This is a genomic window from Chloroflexota bacterium, assembly GCA_015478725.1.
Classification (GTDB): domain Bacteria; phylum Chloroflexota; class Limnocylindria; order Limnocylindrales; family CSP1-4; genus C-114.
The window spans coordinates 1-16,710 of record JADMIG010000026.1 but is presented as its reverse complement, the minus strand read 5'-3'; the positions used below and the strand labels follow the sequence as shown (position 1 = coordinate 16,710).

13 protein-coding genes are annotated in these 16,710 nt (G+C 72.0%); 8 read left to right on the top strand and 5 right to left on the bottom strand.

Features of this window, described 5'->3' with window-relative positions; translation table 11 throughout:
- The first annotated feature begins 76 nt into the window (after positions 1-76).
- A complete protein-coding gene (gene cphA, locus IVW53_12710; protein ID MBF6606434.1) occupies positions 77-2,893 on the top strand; it encodes a cyanophycin synthetase in 2,817 nt (938 codons plus the stop codon).
- 65 nt (positions 2,894-2,958) lie between these two features.
- Here cphA and IVW53_12705 read toward each other — a convergent pair whose 3' ends face one another.
- Positions 2,959-4,728, bottom strand: coding sequence for a hypothetical protein (locus IVW53_12705; protein MBF6606433.1), 1,770 nt, complete (start codon positions 4,726-4,728; stop codon positions 2,959-2,961).
- A 120-nt stretch (positions 4,729-4,848) separates the two neighbouring features.
- Between IVW53_12705 and IVW53_12700 the strand changes: the two genes are divergently transcribed.
- Positions 4,849-6,051 (top strand): M20 family metallopeptidase, encoded by a 1,203-nt coding sequence (locus tag IVW53_12700; GenBank protein ID MBF6606432.1) that lies wholly within the window; start codon positions 4,849-4,851, stop codon positions 6,049-6,051.
- Between the two features lie 20 nt (positions 6,052-6,071).
- On the opposite strand, the gene IVW53_12695 is transcribed toward IVW53_12700, so the two are convergent.
- From IVW53_12695 to IVW53_12680, 4 genes are all read right to left on the bottom strand, one after another.
- Entirely contained in the window at positions 6,072-6,404 is a 333-nt protein-coding gene (locus IVW53_12695; protein MBF6606431.1) for an AzlD domain-containing protein, read from the bottom strand.
- Positions 6,401-7,126 carry an AzlC family ABC transporter permease gene (locus IVW53_12690; GenBank protein MBF6606430.1) on the bottom strand — a complete coding sequence of 242 codons (726 nt, stop codon included), beginning with the start codon at positions 7,124-7,126 and terminating at the stop codon, positions 6,401-6,403. Before IVW53_12690 ends, IVW53_12695 begins: the two co-directional genes overlap by 4 nt.
- Positions 7,090-7,365 (bottom strand): hypothetical protein, encoded by a 276-nt coding sequence (locus IVW53_12685; GenBank protein ID MBF6606429.1) that lies wholly within the window; start codon positions 7,363-7,365, stop codon positions 7,090-7,092. The genes IVW53_12690 and IVW53_12685 overlap by 37 nt, the downstream gene beginning before the upstream one ends.
- A 91-nt stretch (positions 7,366-7,456) precedes the next feature.
- Complete coding sequence (locus IVW53_12680) at positions 7,457-9,142, bottom strand: gamma-glutamyltransferase family protein (protein ID MBF6606428.1); 1,686 nt, start codon at positions 9,140-9,142, stop codon at positions 7,457-7,459.
- 110 nt (positions 9,143-9,252) lie between these two features.
- Between IVW53_12680 and IVW53_12675 the strand changes: the two genes are divergently transcribed.
- From IVW53_12675 to IVW53_12650, 6 genes are all read left to right on the top strand, one after another.
- Positions 9,253-10,572: an MFS transporter gene (locus IVW53_12675; protein ID MBF6606427.1), complete on the top strand. Its 1,320-nt coding sequence runs from the start codon at positions 9,253-9,255 to the stop codon at positions 10,570-10,572.
- A gap of 102 nt (positions 10,573-10,674) precedes the next feature.
- Positions 10,675-11,526, top strand: a complete 852-nt coding sequence (locus IVW53_12670; GenBank protein MBF6606426.1) for a DegV family protein — start codon at positions 10,675-10,677, stop codon at positions 11,524-11,526.
- A gap of 209 nt (positions 11,527-11,735) precedes the next feature.
- Positions 11,736-13,001 carry a Glu/Leu/Phe/Val dehydrogenase gene (locus tag IVW53_12665; GenBank protein MBF6606425.1) on the top strand — a complete coding sequence of 422 codons (1,266 nt, stop codon included), beginning with the start codon at positions 11,736-11,738 and terminating at the stop codon, positions 12,999-13,001.
- A gap of 329 nt (positions 13,002-13,330) precedes the next feature.
- Positions 13,331-14,650 carry a hypothetical protein gene (locus IVW53_12660; protein MBF6606424.1) on the top strand — a complete coding sequence of 440 codons (1,320 nt, stop codon included), beginning with the start codon at positions 13,331-13,333 and terminating at the stop codon, positions 14,648-14,650.
- 25 nt (positions 14,651-14,675) lie between these two features.
- On the top strand, positions 14,676-15,281 hold the full coding sequence (locus IVW53_12655; protein ID MBF6606423.1) for a hypothetical protein: 606 nt from the start codon (positions 14,676-14,678) through the stop codon (positions 15,279-15,281).
- Between the two features lie 29 nt (positions 15,282-15,310).
- Positions 15,311-16,399: an AAA family ATPase gene (locus IVW53_12650; protein ID MBF6606422.1), complete on the top strand. Its 1,089-nt coding sequence runs from the start codon at positions 15,311-15,313 to the stop codon at positions 16,397-16,399.
- Positions 16,400-16,710: the final 311 nt, after the last annotated feature.

Genomic DNA, 16,710 nt, shown 5'->3' with positions numbered 1-16,710 from the left:
CACCGCTCCCGCTCCCGCTCCGGGCCAGCGCCGGCGGGCCGCCGCCGCGACGACCGTCCCCGTTCCCACCGAGCCGCTGGCAGCGACGCTCCGCATCCTCGAGACCCGCGTCCTCCGGGGCGCGAATTACTGGGCGCGCGAGCCCGTCATCCGGATGCTCGTCGACCTCGGCGTGCTCGAGCAGTACCCGTCCACGCTGCTGCCGGGCTTCACCGACGCGCTCGTCGGGCTGCTGCCGTCGCTCGAGGATCACGCCTGTTCGCTCGGTCGCCGCGGCGGGTTCATCAGCCGCCTCCGGGAGGGCACATGGAGCGGCCACATCGCCGAGCACATCGCGCTCGAGCTCCAGAACCTGGCCGGGACGGGCGTCCGCCACGGCAAGACGCGGGGGGCCGGACCGCTCGGCCAGTACAACGTCATCTACGAGTACCGCGAGGAGCAGGTCGGCGTCGAGGCGGGTCGGATCGCCGTCGACCTCGTCAACCACCTCGTGGATCCGGCCGCTTCGCCGACGTTCGATCTCCTCGTCGAGCTCGAACGGCTCATCCGGCTCGCCGAGCGCCTCGCCTTCGGGCCGTCCACCCAGGCCCTCATCGACGAGGCGGTGAGCCGCGACATCCCGTACATGCGGCTCGACCGCCACTCGCTCGTCCAGCTCGGCCAGGGCGTCCACCAGCAGCGCATCCGGGCGACGATGACCTCCCGGACATCGGCGATCGGGGTCGATGTCGCCTCGGACAAGAGCCTGACGAACCGGCTCCTCGACTCCGCCGGCCTGCCCGTCCCGCGGTCCGAGGTCGTCGATTCCGCGGACGCTGCCGCGGCGGCGGCGCGACGGCTCGGGTTCCCCTGCGTCGTGAAGCCGCTCGATGGCAACCACGGCCGTGGTGTCCACCTCGATCTCCGCTCGGAGGAGGACGTCCGGGCTGCGTTCGACGGCGCCCTTCGCGAGAGCCGGGCCGGGGACGTCGTCGTCGAGACGTACGTCGCCGGCAATGACTACCGCGTCCTCGTCATCGGAGGCCGGCTGGCGGCGGTCGCCGAACGGGTACCGGCGAGCGTCACGGGCGACGGCGAGCACACCGTCCGCGAGCTCGTCGAGCTCGCCAATGCGGACCCCCGCCGCGGCATCGGCCACGAGAAGGTCCTCACCCGGATCCGGGTGGACGAGGGGGCGGCGGCCCTGGTCCGCGCGCAGGGCCACGACCTCGACGCGGTGGCGCCGGCCGGGGCGTGGATCAAGCTCGCCCTCACCGGCAACATGTCGACCGGCGGGACCTCCATCGACCGCACGATGGAGGCCCACCCGGACAACGTGGAGATCGCCGAGACAGCGGCCCGGGTCATCGGCCTCGACGTCGCCGGCATCGACTTCATCTGCCCGGACATCGCGACGCCGGTCCGGGAGACCGGTGGAGCGATCGTCGAGGTGAACGCCGCTCCCGGCTTCCGGATGCACACCCATCCCACGGAGGGCGAGCCGCAGTACGTGGCCCGGCCGGTCGTCGACTCGCTGTTCCCGCCGGGCTCGGCGGCGCGGATCCCGATCGTCGCCGTCACCGGGACCAACGGCAAGACCACGACCGTGCGGATGATCTCCCACATCCTCAAGCTCATGGGCCGCCGGGTCGGGATGACCTCCACGGACGGCATCGTCGTGGACGGCCGGCTCATCAAAAAGGGCGACATGAGCGGGCCGCGGTCGGCCCAGATGGTCCTTCAGAACCCGACGGTGGACACCGCTGTCTTCGAGGTCGCCCGGGGCGGCATCCTCCGCGAAGGCCTCGGCTACGACCGCAACGACGTCGCCGTCGTCACCAATGTCAGCGGCGATCACCTCGGCCTCGGCGGGATCACGACGGTCGGCCAGCTCGCCAACGTCAAGGCGGTCGTCGTGGAGGCCGTGCCGCGGTCCGGGACGGCCGTCCTCAACGCCGACGATCCGCACGTCGCCCGGATGAGCCGCCATTGCGCCGGCCGGATCGTCTACTTCAGCATGTCGACGGCGAAGGGCGAGGAAGGGTACGACCGTGTGGACGGCCACGCCGGGCGGGGTGGCGCGGCGTTCGCCCTCCAGGAGGCACCGGACGGCGAGCTCATCGTCCTCCGGCTCGGCTCACGGACCATGCCGGTACTGTTCACCCACCTCATCCCGGCCACGTTCGGCGGGCGGGCGCGGATGAACGTCGCGAACGCCCTCGCAGCGGCGGCCGGGGCGTGGGCCGCCGGGGCGCATCTCCACGACATCCGGCAGGGCCTCCGAACCTTCTCGACGTCGTTCTTCCAGGCGCCCGGTCGGCTCAACCTCCTCGAGGTGGGCGGCGGCGTGCGGGCGGTCATCGACTACTGCCACAACGTCGACGGGATGCGACAGCTCGCGGATTTCGTCGACCGGATGATGGCGGACTCCCTCTCCGTGGCCGAGATGGGCCGGGAACGCCGGCAGGCCGGGCGAAGGGTGGCGCGGACCGGCGGTCCTGAGCGCGCGGGGCGGAGCGGGCGGGCGATCGGCGTGATCGGCATCCCCGGCGACCGGCGCGACGAGGACCAGCGGATGTATGGCGCGCTCGCCGCCGGGTCGTTCGACGAGATCCTCGTCCGCGAGGACAGGAACCGCCGCGGACGGGAGCCCGGGGCGAGTGCCGCGAACGTCCTGGCCGGCATCGAGGAGGCGCGCGCCGGCGGGTCGGTCCGGGTGGGGCGTGCCGAGGCGATCCTCGATGAGCTCACGGCGGTCCGCGAGGGCCTCGCCCGCGCTCGGCCGGGAGATCTCGTCGTCATGTGTGTCGACGATGCCGTGAGCGTCTACCGCGAGACGACGGCGGCGAGCGGCATGGCCCGGGGCGGGACCGCGATCGCTGATCCGGGCGAGCTCGAGGCGCCGGAGGGCTGATGGGCTCGTCGCGGCGCTGATCGAGGCGCCGGATGACACCTCGCGGCGCTGGCCGCGGCGCCGGATCAGCCCTGCAGGCGATCCTGGAGGCGGGGGACGAGCTCGGTGAGCTCCGCCGCGACGTCGACCGCACGGGCACCGAGCTCGGCGAGGAGGCTGAAGACCTCGTCGCGCTCCTCGTGGCACAGGAGGACGACGACGCGCGGGGCGTCGGGTCGAGCGCCGGACGCCCCCGCCTGCGCCGCCGCGCCGTTGAGCTCCGCCCGGAGCGCCGCCGTCTCCGACGGATAGACGGGGATCGATCCCGCGCTCAGGCCGCCGGAGACCGCACCGGCCACGAGCTCACCGACGATCGACTCGCGGGTCCGGCCGCGGAGATAGCTCAGCGTCTCCTTGATCGCGACTCGCTGGGCTCGCCTGGCCGCGATCCGGCCGATGCCGCGGAGTGTGTCGTCTGGCCGATCGCCCGCCGTCCCGATGATCGCCGTGATCGGCGCCGCGCGGCCCGCCGCGCCGCCAGCGATCCCCTCCGCGACGTCGAGGATCGCCTCGATGCCGGCCTCGTTGTGGGCGAAGTCGACGATGATGATCCGCGCCCCGAGGCGGAACAGGTTGAGCCGGCCGGGCGAGCGGTCCGCCGACGGGCGGAAGTCGCGCAGCCCGTGGGCGACGTCATCGACGGTCACCCCGAGGGCGCGGGCGCCGCCGGCAGCGGCGAGCGCGTTGGCCACGTTGTGGCGGGCGAGTCCGCCGACGGCGATCGGCACCTCGCGAACGGTCCCGATCGATCGGCCGGCGTCGGCGGCACCCTCGACCTCGAGGAGCGTTGCGCCGCGCAGGAGGTACGCCCGACCGCCGGCGGCGAGATGGCGACGGACGACCGCCGGAGGGTCCGGCGCGATCGAGAAGAACGCCACCCGCGACCGGACCCGACGGGCGACGCTCGCGACGAGTGGGTCGTCGCCGTTGAGGATCGTCCAGCCGTCCGCGCGGGTGATCCGGCAGATCGTCGACTTCACCTCGGCAAGCTCGGGCAGGGTGTGGATGCCCTGCAGGTCGAGGTGATCGGACGAGACGTTCGTCAGGACGCTCGCCTCGTTCGACTCGTAGCCGACCCCGCGGAGGACGATCCCGCCACGGGCGGTCTCGAGGACGGCGACGTCGACGTCGTGGCGGCCGAGGACCCGGGCCGCACCGCCGGGACCGGTCCAGTCGCCGGGCTCGATGAGGCGGCCGTCCACGAGCACCCCGTCCGACGTGGTGGTCCCGACGCGCCGCCCCGCCTCGAGGAGGATGTGCGTGATGAGGCGCGTCACGGTGCTCTTGCCGTTCGTGCCGGAGATCGAGACGATGGGCATCCGGCGCTGCGGATCCCGGATCCACGCCGGCGGCGACGTGCCGGCGGCCGCGATCGTCGCCTCGTGGCGAGCCAGGAGTCGCGTCTGGGCTCCGGTCAGCCGAGCGCGACGTTCGGCCGACACGTCGCGCTCGCCGAGCGCGACCGCGGCATCGGCGATCGCCACCGCCCGCTCCGCTCCGAGCCACGGCCACGTCACGATCCAGTGACCCGGATCGGACGATCGGTGGACGGCGACGGCGGCCGTGCCCTCGCCATGATCCGCGCGCAGGCGCCGGACCCAGCCCGCGACGGCGGCGATCGGGTCCGGCCAGTCGCGTGGCGGGACGTTCGCGCCGAGACGGACCAGCGCGTGACGGGCCGGTTCGCGCTGCCCGTACCACGTCCTGCGGCGGCCGACCGCGAGCTCGAGCTTCACCACCGGCTCGAGCCGGTAGACGTTCGGACCCTCGAGCAGGCGAACCTCGATGAGACGCACGATCCGCGCAGGATAGCGCGGCGGTCCGGACGAGCGGCGGCTCCTGGCGCACGACAGGAGCGGGTCATCTGCGCGCGATCGGCTCCGGGCTCCCGCCCGCCCGATATGCTTCGCTGCGCCATGGACCACCCCATCGCCGACCCCGGGCTCGCCACGCTCCACGATCTCGTCGCCGACGACGAGCCGGCGTTCCTCGCCGACCTCGCGACCCTCGTCGGCATCGACTGCGGGAGCTACACGAAGGCCGGCGTCGACGAAGTCGGCCGCTGGGTCGGCGGCTATCTCCGCGAACTCGGGGCGACCGTGACCGTCCATCGGCACGACACGCTCGGCGACACCGTCGTCGGGACCGTGGACGGGACACCGGGCGGGCCGCGTCTCCTGCTCGTCGGCCACATGGACACCGTCTTCGATCCGGGGACCGTGGCGGACCGCCCGTTCCGGATCGAAGCCGGCCGCGCCTACGGGCCGGGCGTGACGGACATGAAGGGCGGCCTCCTGACCGGTCTCCATGCGCTCGCCGCACTGCGCCGGACCCACGATCCGCTGCCGTTCGAACGCATGACGTTCATCGCCAATCCCGACGAGGAGATCGGCTCCCCGACATCGACGCCGATCATCCGGCTGGCCGCCGCCGAGGCGGACCTCTGCCTTGTCCTCGAATGCGCCCGCGCGAATGGCGACATCGTGAGCTCGCGCAAGGGGATCCTCGACGCTCGCCTCACGATCCACGGCCGCGCCGCGCACGCCGGGGTGGAGCCCGAGAAGGGCCGCAGCGCGATCCTCGCCGCCGCCCACCTCGTGCCGGCGCTCCATGCCCTGAGCGGGCGCTGGCCGGGCGTGACATGCAACGTCGGCGTCCTCCACGGCGGGACACGGCCGAACGTGGTCGCCGAGCAGGCGACGCTCGAGGTGGATCTCCGGGCGATCGTCCGGGCGGACCTCGAGGCGGCCGAGGCGGCCGTCCGCGAGCTCATCGCGACCCCAGCTGTCCCCGATGTGACCGTCGAGCTCGAGCCGATGGCCCGCTGGTGGCCGATGGAGAAGCTCGAGCGGTCCGGCCGGCTCGTCGAGCTCGCCGTGGATACCGCCGCCCGGCTCGGCTTTCCGCTCCGCGATGCGGCGACCGGCGGCGCCTCGGACGCGAACACGACCGCGGGCATGGGCGTGCCGAGTCTCGACGGCCTCGGGCCGATCGGCGGCAACGACCACTCGCCGGCCGAATATCTCGAGGTGGACTCGATCGTTCCCCGCACCGCCCTCCTCGCGGGGCTCATCGTCGCCGCCAGCCGCGACCCCATAGTCCGCTCGTGGCGGACGTGATCAGGTCGTGGCGGGCGTGATCAGGCGAGGCCGGCCGCGCGGGTGACGGCGGCGAGCGCGACCCCGGCGAGGAGTCCGATGAAGAGGTTCCGGCGCCACGCGACGAGGGCGACGCAGAGGACCACGGCCGGCAGCTCGATCCCGACGTGGAAGCTCGCCCTGCCGTTCGGGTCGTTCACGACCACGGTGTTGACCGCGGCGAGCGCGGCGAGGACGGCCGGGCCGACGAGCCGGAGGTAGGCGAGCACGGGCGGCGGCAATCGCTCGATGCCGGGAGCGAGGATCGGCAGCGCCCGCGATGGATAGGTCACGGCGCCCATGAGGAGGGCGAGCCCGATGAGGTCGAGGCTCACAGGGCGAGTCCGATGAGGGGACCGACGAGGCCGCCGATGACGACCGCGACGTGGGGATCCCAGGCAAGTGCGACGACCACCGCCACGACGATCGCGGCCCCGACCGCCACGATCTCCCGCCGGCCGGTGACGAGTCCCGTGGCGAGGCCGGCCATCGCGGCCGGAAAGACGACGTCGAGCCCGAATCGGTCCGGCGCGGCGACCGAGCCCCCGACGAGGAATCCGAGGACGGTGGCGACATTCCACGGAATGAACGTGGACCCGATCGCCGCGATCCAGTAGCCGCCGACGTCGAGGCGGCCGAGCCGTTTGAAATGGGCGAGCGAGAGCGCGAACGCCTCATCGGTGAGGACGTAGGCCATCGCGGCCCGTTCCGGACGCGAGACGCCGCGGAGCCACGGTGCAAGGGCTGCCGAATACAGCAGGTGGCGAGCGTTGAGGAACGCCGTCAGGAGGACGATCGCCGGCCACGGGGTCGCCGCGGCGACGAGCCCGACCGCCGCGAACTGCGAGGCGCCGGCGAAGACGATCGTGCTCATCGCGACGGCCTCCGCGATCGAGTAGCCGGCCCGCTCGGCGGCGAGCCCGAACACGACCCCGAAGGCGGCGGACGACACGACGATGCCGGCCATGTCGAGGACGAGGCGGCGGCGAGCCTCCGCGAGCCCGATCGCGGCGACGGCGGTCAGCGGAGGAACGTCTTGGCGCAGGTCCCGTCGCACACGACGTACACGGCATGCAGGTCGAGCGCGTAGCCGGCCGTGTGGAGGAGGCCGGGGCAGCCCTTCGTCGGGCACTTCCAGACCCAGCGCTGGTCGTCGTCGTCGTCGAGCGGCGACGTCTCCGCGGCGAGCGTGGCGGCGAGGCCGTCCCGGGCGGCGACGAGGCGGGCGATCGCGGCCGCGCGCTCGGCTTCCGTTTCGCTCGTGTACGGGTAGTTCTGCCCCACGTTCGAGGTCACGCGTCCTCCTGCGAGGCGGCGAGGTGTCCGCCGGTGGCGGTGGTCGTGAGCGCAGCGCGCCACCGGCAGGCGGGAGTATAGCCTCGGTGTCTCAGCAGACGGCAGGTGCGCCGGCGCTCCGCGGGTCGGTCGCGGCGGCGACGGAGCCATCGGCCGTCGCCGGACCGCCGTCGACGAGCTCGATGGCGTGACAATGGCCGAGCTGGTCATCGAAGGCGGCGACCTCCGTCACCGGGTGGCCGCGGGCGGTGAGCGCGGCGGCGATCGATGGCGCGAAGCGCGACTCGAGCCGCACGGCGATCGGTGGGGCGAAGTGCTCCGCCGCCTCCACGAACGCCCGCGGCGCGGCGATCGCGGTGGCGACGTCGACCCCGCCGTCGACGAGGGCGGAGACCACCTGGGCGAGGATCTGCGGCTGGGTGTCGCCGCCCATCGAGCCCAGGACCACCCACGGCCGTCCCGCGCGAACGAGCATCGCCGGCAGGAGGGTATGGAGGGGTCGCTTGCCCGGAGCGAGCTCGTTCGGGTGTCCCTCGGCGAGCGTGAAGTACGACCCGCGGTCGTGGTAATGGATCCCGGTCGCGGGGTCGAGGACGCCGGAGCCGAAGCCGCGATAGTTCGATTCGATGAGGCTCACCGCGCTTCCGTCGGCGTCCACCGTCGCGAGGTAGACGGTCCCGCCGCCGCGGGGATGGACAGATGGCCGCGGAGCGGCGGCGTGTCCCGGATCGATCCGTCCGGCAAGCTCGGCGATCCGACCAGGGTCGAGGAGGTGCTCGACCGGAATGTCGACGACCGCGGGGTCGGCGAGGAACGCGTCGCGATCCGCCATCGCGAGCTTCGCCGCCTCGATGCCCGTGTGGAGCCACGCCGCATCCGTGACACCCGCGGGCCCGAACGCGGACCGGGTCGGCGGGTCGAACCGGTCGAGGATGGCGAGGATCTCGAGCGCGACCAGGCCGGACGAGTTCGGGGGATGGGTGGTCACCGTCCCGCCGCGATACGACGTCGAGATCGGCGCCTCCCAGGTCGCGTCCTGCGCAGCGAGGTCGGCAGCCGTGATCGGCGATCCGGCGGCCGCGAGACCGGACGCCTGCCGGCCGGCGAGATCGCCGTCGTACAGGTCGTCGAAGCCCGCCAGGGCGAGTCGTTCGAGCGTCCGAGCGAGTGCGGGCTGGCGGACGAGCTCGCCGGGCCGCCACGGGCGACCAGCCGGTCGGTGCACGGACGCCCATGCGGAACCGTGATCAGGCAAGGCCGGGGACGTGCGGAAGATCTCGGCGCTCCGCTCGACGGCCGCGATGTAGCCATCCCAGGCGGGAAATCCACGCGCCGCAAGGTCGATCGCGGGGGAGAGGATCGTGGCCCGCGAGAGGCGGCCGTGGCGCGCCTGGGCCCGGGCCCAGGAGCGGACGGCTCCCGGCGTCGTGATCGTGAGTGGACCGCGCATCGGGAGCGCCGTCGCCCCGGCCCGTCGCCACGCTGCCGCATCGGCGGCGGCCGGCGCCCGGCCGGATCCGTTGAGCGCCGACATCGTCGCGGACGCCTCCTCCCAGATGAGCCAGAACGCATCACCGCCGATCCCACAGCCGTTGGGCATGACCACCGCGAGGACGGCATTCGTCGCGATCGCCGCGTCGACAGCGGTTCCACCGGCACGGAGGATCGACAGGCCGGCGGCGGTCGCCAGATGGTGCGGCGCAACGACCGCAGCGGTCCGACCGCGCGCGAGCGCCATCGGCACGAGGGGCCGTTCGGTCGCCATCACGTCCGCCACCTGCGGAGTCTACCGAGGGGACGTCCTGCGGGGGTCACCCAGCGCCCTGGGAGTCGCATCCGGCGCGCTGGCCGCACCGGCGACCGGGCCGACCGGTACCATCCGGGGCGATGCAGCGTTCCCTCGCGGCGGTCCTTGCCGGAACCTTCACCCTTCGCTTCTCGACCGGCCTGACCGGCGCCCTCCTCGTCTATTACCTCGCCGAGCTGCCGAGACACGGCGGAATCAGCGTGGGGCCGATCACCCTCGGCCTGTTCGGCGCGTTGTTCTTCGCCTCCGAACTCATCCTCTCGACGCCGTTCGGGCTGCTCGCGGACCGACTCGGCCATCACCGGGTCATGCAGTACGGGCCGGCGTTCGGGGCGGTCGCGGTCCTGCTCACCTGGGCCACGACGAACGTCTCGCTCCTCGGTGCGACCCGCATCCTCGAAGGCGCGTCCACGGCGGCCTCGGTCCCCTCGATCCTGGGGTTCATCGCTCTCGCGACAGCCGGCGACGAGCTCCTCCGCGGGCGGGCGGCCGCCCGGTTCGAGGGCGCGACGCTCGCCGGCCTCGGCGTCGGCATCGTCGTTGCCGGGCCGCTCTGGCAGGCGATCGGCCGGGCGGGCTTCCTCCTCAACGCGGCGATCTATGTCGGCTCGTTCCTCATCTACCGGTTCGGTGTCGCCGACCCACAGGACCCGGCGAAGCGGGCCGAGTCGACCGCCGCCCACCCCGGGATCCGACGGTACGCGGAGATCCTCGGCCGGTCGCACGTCTGGCTGCTCGCCCCGACCTGGATCGCGGTGAATGCGTCCCTCGGGCTGTGGACCAGTCAGGCCCTGTTCCAGCTCGTCCGACATCGCCCGGAGGAGTTCCGCAACCAGTACCTCATGGGCCTCGCCGACCCGATCCAGGTGAGCATCGGCCTTGCCGTCGGCCTCGTGGTCTTCTTCGCCGGCCTCGTGTTCTGGGGTGAGCGGTTCCGGCGGATCCGACGGACGACGATCATCTTCTACGGGATCTGCGGCGGCGCGACGGTCCTCATCGCAGCCGGATTCGTCAATCACAGCGAGGGGCTGCCGTTCATCGTCCGTCTCGCCGAGACGATCCCGATCGGCATCGGCCTCTTCGTCCTCGCCGGGGCGACCCCGGCCGCCCTCGGCCTCCTCGCCGACGTGTCCGAGGCGTACCCGAACGATCGCGGCGCGATCATGGGTCTCTACTCCGTGTTCCTCGCCCTCGGTCAGATCACCGGCAACCTCCTCGGCGGGGCGGCGGCGATGGCCCGTGGCATCGACGGTCTGCTGATCGCGACGATCGTCCTCCTCGCGATCGCCCTCCTGCCCCTCAGCCGGCTCCGGTCGTTCGAGCACCGCCTCACGCCCTCGCCGGACGTGGCGCCAGGCCAGACCGACGGCCCCGCGCCGCCAGAAGTCCTTCATCCATGAATGGTTCATCACTGAAATGATCTTCGCCCGGCGGAGCCCCGTCCGGCTGCCGGATGCCTGGCCGTTCGCCCCGCCCGCCGCCCACCACCTCGGGAGGACCCGTTGAGCCGAGTCGCCATCGTCACAGACTCCGCCTCCGACTTGATGCCCGCGACCGCGGCCGCAGCCGGCATCGCCATCGTCCCGCTCGAGGTGAGTTTCGGCGACGTACGGTTCAAGGCCGGCGTGGACCTCACGACCGAGCAGTTCTGGGAGCGCATGGCGGCGCCCGACCAGCCATTCCCGAAGACCGCGGCGGCGAGCGCCGGCGACTTCGTCACGATCCTCGAGCGCCGTTTCGCGGAGGGTGCCGAGTCGGCCGTCTGCATCGTCGTCGCCGGCAGCCTGTCCGGGACGCTCAAGGCAGCCCTGATCGCCCGGGACAACCTCCCCGAGCGCGAGATCCACGTCGTGGACTCCGGGTCGGCCTCGATGGGCGAGGGGCTGCTCGCCCTCATGGCGGTCGAGATGGCGGCTCGCGGCTCGACGGCCGCGGAGATCGCGGCGACCCTCGAGGACCGCCGCTCGGACCTCGACCTGTACGTCGCCCTCGACACGCTCGAGTACCTCAAGCGCGGCGGGCGGATCAGCGGCACGCAGGCGGCCGTGGGGACGCTTCTCAGCGTCAAGCCGATCATCACGATCCGGGCCGGAGCGGTGGATACCGCGGACAAGGTCCGTACCCGATCGAAGGCCCGCGAACGGGTCCTCGAGCTGCTGACGACCCGACCGGTCGAACGGGTCGCGATCCTCCACACGATGGCCGAGGACGTCCAAGGCTTCCGCGACGAGCTGGTCCGACGGATGCCCGGCGGCATCGATCCGGCGGCCGTCTCCATCCAGCCGGTCGGACCGTCGATCGGGCCGCACCTTGGACCGGGTGGGATCGGAGCGGTCGTCCTCTACGCTCGCTGAGAGCGGGTGGCGACCCGCTGCGGGTGTGGCGACCCGACGAAGGGACCCGCTATACTCGGCGCCGGATCACCTGACGCGGCGCGCCACCCGCCTGCAGATCACCGGCCACACCGGGGATCGAGCGCCGCGGACCGTGGGGTCTTCCGGGAGAAGACCCAGCACGCCGGGCGCCCCGCATCGGGCGTCACGGCACGGAGGAACCGCTCCTCATGACCACCGAGCAGACCGCGGTGCGCATCAACGCATGGGAGATCGCGCAGCGGCAGTTCGACCTCGCGGCCGACCACCTCAACCTCGACCCGGGCCTCCGCCGCGTGCTCCGCGAGCCACGACGCGAGCTCACGGTCCATTTCCCGGTCCACATGGACGATGGAAGCGTCCAGGTCTTCACCGGATACCGCGTCCAGCACAACCTCGGCCGCGGACCCGCGAAGGGCGGCCTGCGGTACCACCAGGACGTCAGCCTCGACGAAGTCAAGGCGCTCGCGATGTGGATGACGTGGAAGTGCGCGGTCGTCGGCATCCCGTACGGCGGCGGCAAGGGCGGCGTCATCGTCGACCCGAAGAAGCTCAGCCAGAAGGAGCTCGAGGGTCTCACCCGTCGCTTCGCGACGGAGATCAGCGTCCTCATCGGCCCGGAGCGCGACATCCCCGCCCCGGACGTGAACACGAACGCCCAGACGATGGCCTGGATCATGGACACGTACTCGATGCACGTCGGGTATACGGTCCCGGGCGTCGTCACCGGCAAGCCGATCGCCCTCGGCGGGTCGGAAGGCCGGAACGAGGCGACCGGCCGGGGCGCCGTCTACTGCATCGTCGAGGCGGCCGCCCATCTCGGGATGGACCTTCGAGCGGCGAAGGTCGCCGTCCAGGGCTTCGGCAATGCTGGCTCGATCGCCGCCCGCCTCATCGTCGACGAGGGGTCGACCGTCGTCGCCGTGAGCGACTCGACCGGCGGAATCCACAATCCGGCAGGGCTCGACATCGAGCGGGTCATCGCCTGGAAGCGGGAGCACGGCACGGTCCAGGGCTTCCCGGGCGCGACGGACGTGACGAATGCGGATGTCCTCGAGGTGGAGTGCGACATCCTCATCCCGGCCGCACTCGAGAATCAGATCACCTCGCGCAACGCGAAGAACATCCAGGCTCGACTCATCGCCGAGGCGGCGAACGGCCCGACGACGCCCGATGCCGACGAGATTCTCTTCGACCGCGGGGTCTTCCTCATCCCGGACATCCTCTGCAACGCGGGCGGCGTGACGGTGAGCTACTTCGAGTGGGTCCAGGACCTCAACCGCGACCACTGGAGCGAGCCGATCGTCAACGCGAAGCTCAAGGAGATCATGATCCGGGCGTTCGGTGAGACGCATCGCATCGCCGAGCTGGAACAGGTGAACATGCGGACCGCCGCGTACCTGCTCGCCGTTCAGCGGGTCGCGGACGCCACGGCGATGCGCGGCCTCTACCCGTAGACCGCCGACACTTCCTCCTCGCCAGCGGGCGGGTCACCGCCGCCGGGCTCGGCGCCCTCGCGCTCGCCCGTTGCTCCCCCGCGCCCGCCGCCTCGCCATCCGCTGCGCCGTCACCCTCCGCGGTCGGCCCCGGGTCGTCCCCGTCGGCAGCGAACGGCGCCCCGTCGGCATCGACCCCCCCGTCAGCGGCACCTGGCACGCCGCGACCGCGCGATAACGCGATCGCCCGGGAGAACGCCAGGCACGGCACGCTCGACTGGATCCTCGGCGGTGCCCACTACCCGCTGTCCTGCTTCGTCGCTCCGGCATCGGCGGCGCCCGGCGAGCGGTTGACGCTGTTCGTGAACTCGGACGTGCCGTTCGACGTGGACTGGTATCGCCTCGGCTGGTATCACGGCGACGGGGGGCGCCTGGTCCGGACGGATCGCGGCCTTCGGCCCCAGGCCGGCGGCCCGCTCGTTCCCGACCCGGAGACGGGTCTCGTGGAGGCTCCCTGGCCCGCGGCCCTCGAGATCCAGGTGCCCGCCGACTGGACGAGCGGCATGTACAGCGTCGTCATCCGCGGTGGGCGACCGGGCCCCACCGGCCGGATCCCCCGCGGCACGGAGGCGGGCGCGGTGGTGGCCACGGCGCCGTTCATCGTCCGTCCGGCCGTCGGCGCCGGCGTGACCCCGGCGCCGGTCCTCTTCGTGAGTGCCGGGATCACCTGGCAGGCGTACAACCCATGGGGCGGGGCGGACCTGTACGGGGCGTCCGCGGAAGACGCACCGGACGCCGCGGCCGGCCGCCGGGCCGTCGTGGTGGGCTTCGACCGCCCGTACACCCTCGACTACGGTTCGGGGTACCAGCGCCGCTGGGAGCTGCAGTTCGTGCGCTGGCAGGAGCGGGAGGAGCGCGACGTCGAGTACATGATGGACGTCGATCTCGAGCTGCACCCCGAGCTGCTGAAGGGGCGCCGCCTCATCGTCTTCGCCGGTCACCACGAGTACTGGTCGCGGCCGATGCGGACGTCGATCGAGGGTGCCATCGCGGCCGGCATCAATGTCGCATTCCTGTCGGCGAACGAGATCTTCTGGCAGGTCCGACTCGGGCCGTCGCGGCTTGGCCCGGGTCGGCAGGTGACCTGCTACAAGAGCGCTGCGCTCGATCCGCTCGCGACGACGAACCCGGCGCTCACGACGACCCGCTGGCGGCAACCTCCGGTCAGCGATCCGGAGGCCTCGGTCATCGGCCAGATGTACGGCCACATCGTCCGCCGTCCGGGAGACTGGGTCGTGCGTTCCAGCGGGCACTGGCTGTACCAGGGCACCGGGTTGCGCGACGGCGACCGGATCGCCAACCTCATCGGCCAGGAATACGACACGTTCTTCCCGCGGTTCGCCCACCCCGGCACGGTCCTGCTCGCGCAGGGTCCGATCGACGCGGTCATCCACGGCACGGAGATCTATCCGAGTCCGGCGATCCACACGGCGACGATGTACACGGCCGATTCCGGGGCGACGGTCTTCGCCGCCGGTACGTTCCAGTGGAGCTGGGCCCTCGACGCGTACGGCGACCGGAGCTACGCCGGCGTCCGGACGCCGTTCGATCGGCGGGTCGGAATCATGACCAACAATCTCTTCGAACGGCTCGGTGACGGACCGGGCTGAGCGGGCGCGTTGTACCATCGCCGGCATGCTCGATCACGAAGAGAAATTCCTGTTCAAGGAGGAGATCCTCCACCTCGCCAATGCCGTCGCGGAGCCCGGGGTCCTCGACAACGTGGAGGACCTCCTGACGGACGTCATCACGAGCCCGCGGTTCGATTCGGAGGTCTTCACCCTCGAGCGGAGCCTCCAGGTCATGCTCGGCTCGCGAGCGGGAACGACGCTCGTCGGCCTGCTCACCGTGGCCCCGGAGGTCTTCGACGAGGTGGCCGAGGTCCGGATCCCATCCGAGGTTCACGAACGGCTCGTCGCCTGGCGCGCGAGGTTCGGGCTCGCCATCGACAACGCCCTGAACTACCTCAACAACCCCGACGGCATCCAGGGTCACAACTTCGCGACCCAGATCGCCCACGTCGAGGAGCGGCGCGTCCTGCAGGGCCGCCTCACGCTCGTCCGCTACAACAACGAACCGCAGTTCTTCGTCGCCGACGCGAGCGTCTTTGCCGGTCTCATCGTGGATATCCTCGAACGGCTGGGGCCGTATCTCGAGGCGGACAGCTTCGACGCTGACATGCTCGGTCGGCTCCGCGACGCGGTCGCCCTCGTCGAGCGCAAGACGACGACGCACGGCTGACGGTCCGGATCGGCCCCGAGCGCCGCCGGATGCGCCACCTGTACCTCGCCGCCACCGGCCAGAACCGCGGCAAGACGACCGCCGCGCTCGGCTTCGTGGACGGCTTCATCCGGGAGGGACTGGCCACCGGCTTCATGAAGCCGGTGGGCCAGCGGACGGTCATCCAGGACGGTGTCCCGGCGGACGAGGACGCGGTCCTCATGCGGGCGGTGTTCGGTCTCCGCGACGCGCTCCCGGCGATGAGCCCCGTCCACATCCCCCGCGGCTTCACGAAGGCGTATATCGCCGGTGAGGTCGTCGAGGACCTGCCGGCCCGGATCCGCGACGCGCACGCGACGTTCGCCGAGCGTGACGTGCTCCTCGTCGAGGGCACCGGCCACGCCGGCGTCGGGGCGGTGGTCGGGCTCTCGAACGCGGTCGTCGCCGCGCTCCTCGGAACGCCCACCGTCATCGTCTCGGAAGGAGGCGTCGGCCGGCCGATCGACGAGATCGTCCTCAACGCGTCGCTCTTCCGAGCCCATGGCGTCCTCGTCGCCGGGGCGATCGTCAACAAGGTCGAGCTCGATGCCCAGCCGGGGATCGCCCGGACCCTCGAGCGTGGCCTCGCGCTGCACGGCATCCCTCTCCTCGGCATCCTCCCGTATCGGCCGATCCTGTCGAACCCGACGCTCGGCATGGTCCTCGAGGGTGTCCACGGCGAGACGATCCACCCGGGTCCGGACCTCGACGCGGTCATCGGCGGCGTGGCAATCGGAGCGATGGAGCCCGGCCACATGCTCGAGCGGATCGGCCCGCGGACACTCGTCATCGTGCCCGGCGACCGGGAGGATGTCATCCGGACCGTCATCGAGGTGAACGGTCCAGGAGCCGCCGCGCTCGGCCTCGTCCTCACCGGTGGCTATCGACCGCGACCCGCCGTCATCGACGCGATCCGCCGGGCGGACCTGTTCGCGACGCTCGTCGCCGAGGACACCTATCCGGTCGCCTCCGAGGTCCACGACCTCCTCGTCAAGACGCATCCGGCGGATCGGGAAAAGATCGAGCTCATCAAGGCCCTCGTCGCGGAGCACCTCGACATCGACCGGATCCTCGCCGCGGCGACGGAGCATGGCCGATGACACGCGGAGTGGTCGACTGTGGACACGCCGATGGTCGGTCGCTCGCGGAGGTGCCGGTGGTCGCCCGCGGAGGTGCCGATGGTCGCCCGCGGAGCCGCCGGTCGCCCGCGGGAGCCGCCGCGGACAAATGACCACCAGGCGGGCGTTGGTCGCCGATCAACGGTCACATGATCGCCTGATGGTCAGATGGCAGGGTCGAGTCGTGAGGGTCGGCCGCTCTCACGCTCGGGATGGCTCGCCGAGGGCTGCCGGACGAGGGCCAGCCCGGACCAGTGCCCTCCTGGTGAGCATCTGACGGATTCCGCCCGCCC

Excerpts from the sequence above, each read along its gene's own strand:
- IVW53_12700 (MBF6606432.1), top strand. The coding sequence starts at position 4,849 with ATGGACCACCCCATCGCCGACCCCGGGCTCGCCACGCTCCACGATCTC.
- IVW53_12675 (MBF6606427.1), top strand. The coding sequence starts at position 9,253 with ATGCAGCGTTCCCTCGCGGCGGTCCTTGCCGGAACCTTCACCCTTCGC.
- IVW53_12665 (MBF6606425.1), top strand. The coding sequence starts at position 11,736 with ATGACCACCGAGCAGACCGCGGTGCGCATCAACGCATGGGAGATCGCG.
- IVW53_12655 (MBF6606423.1), top strand. The coding sequence starts at position 14,676 with ATGCTCGATCACGAAGAGAAATTCCTGTTCAAGGAGGAGATCCTCCAC.
- IVW53_12650 (MBF6606422.1), top strand. The coding sequence starts at position 15,311 with ATGCGCCACCTGTACCTCGCCGCCACCGGCCAGAACCGCGGCAAGACG.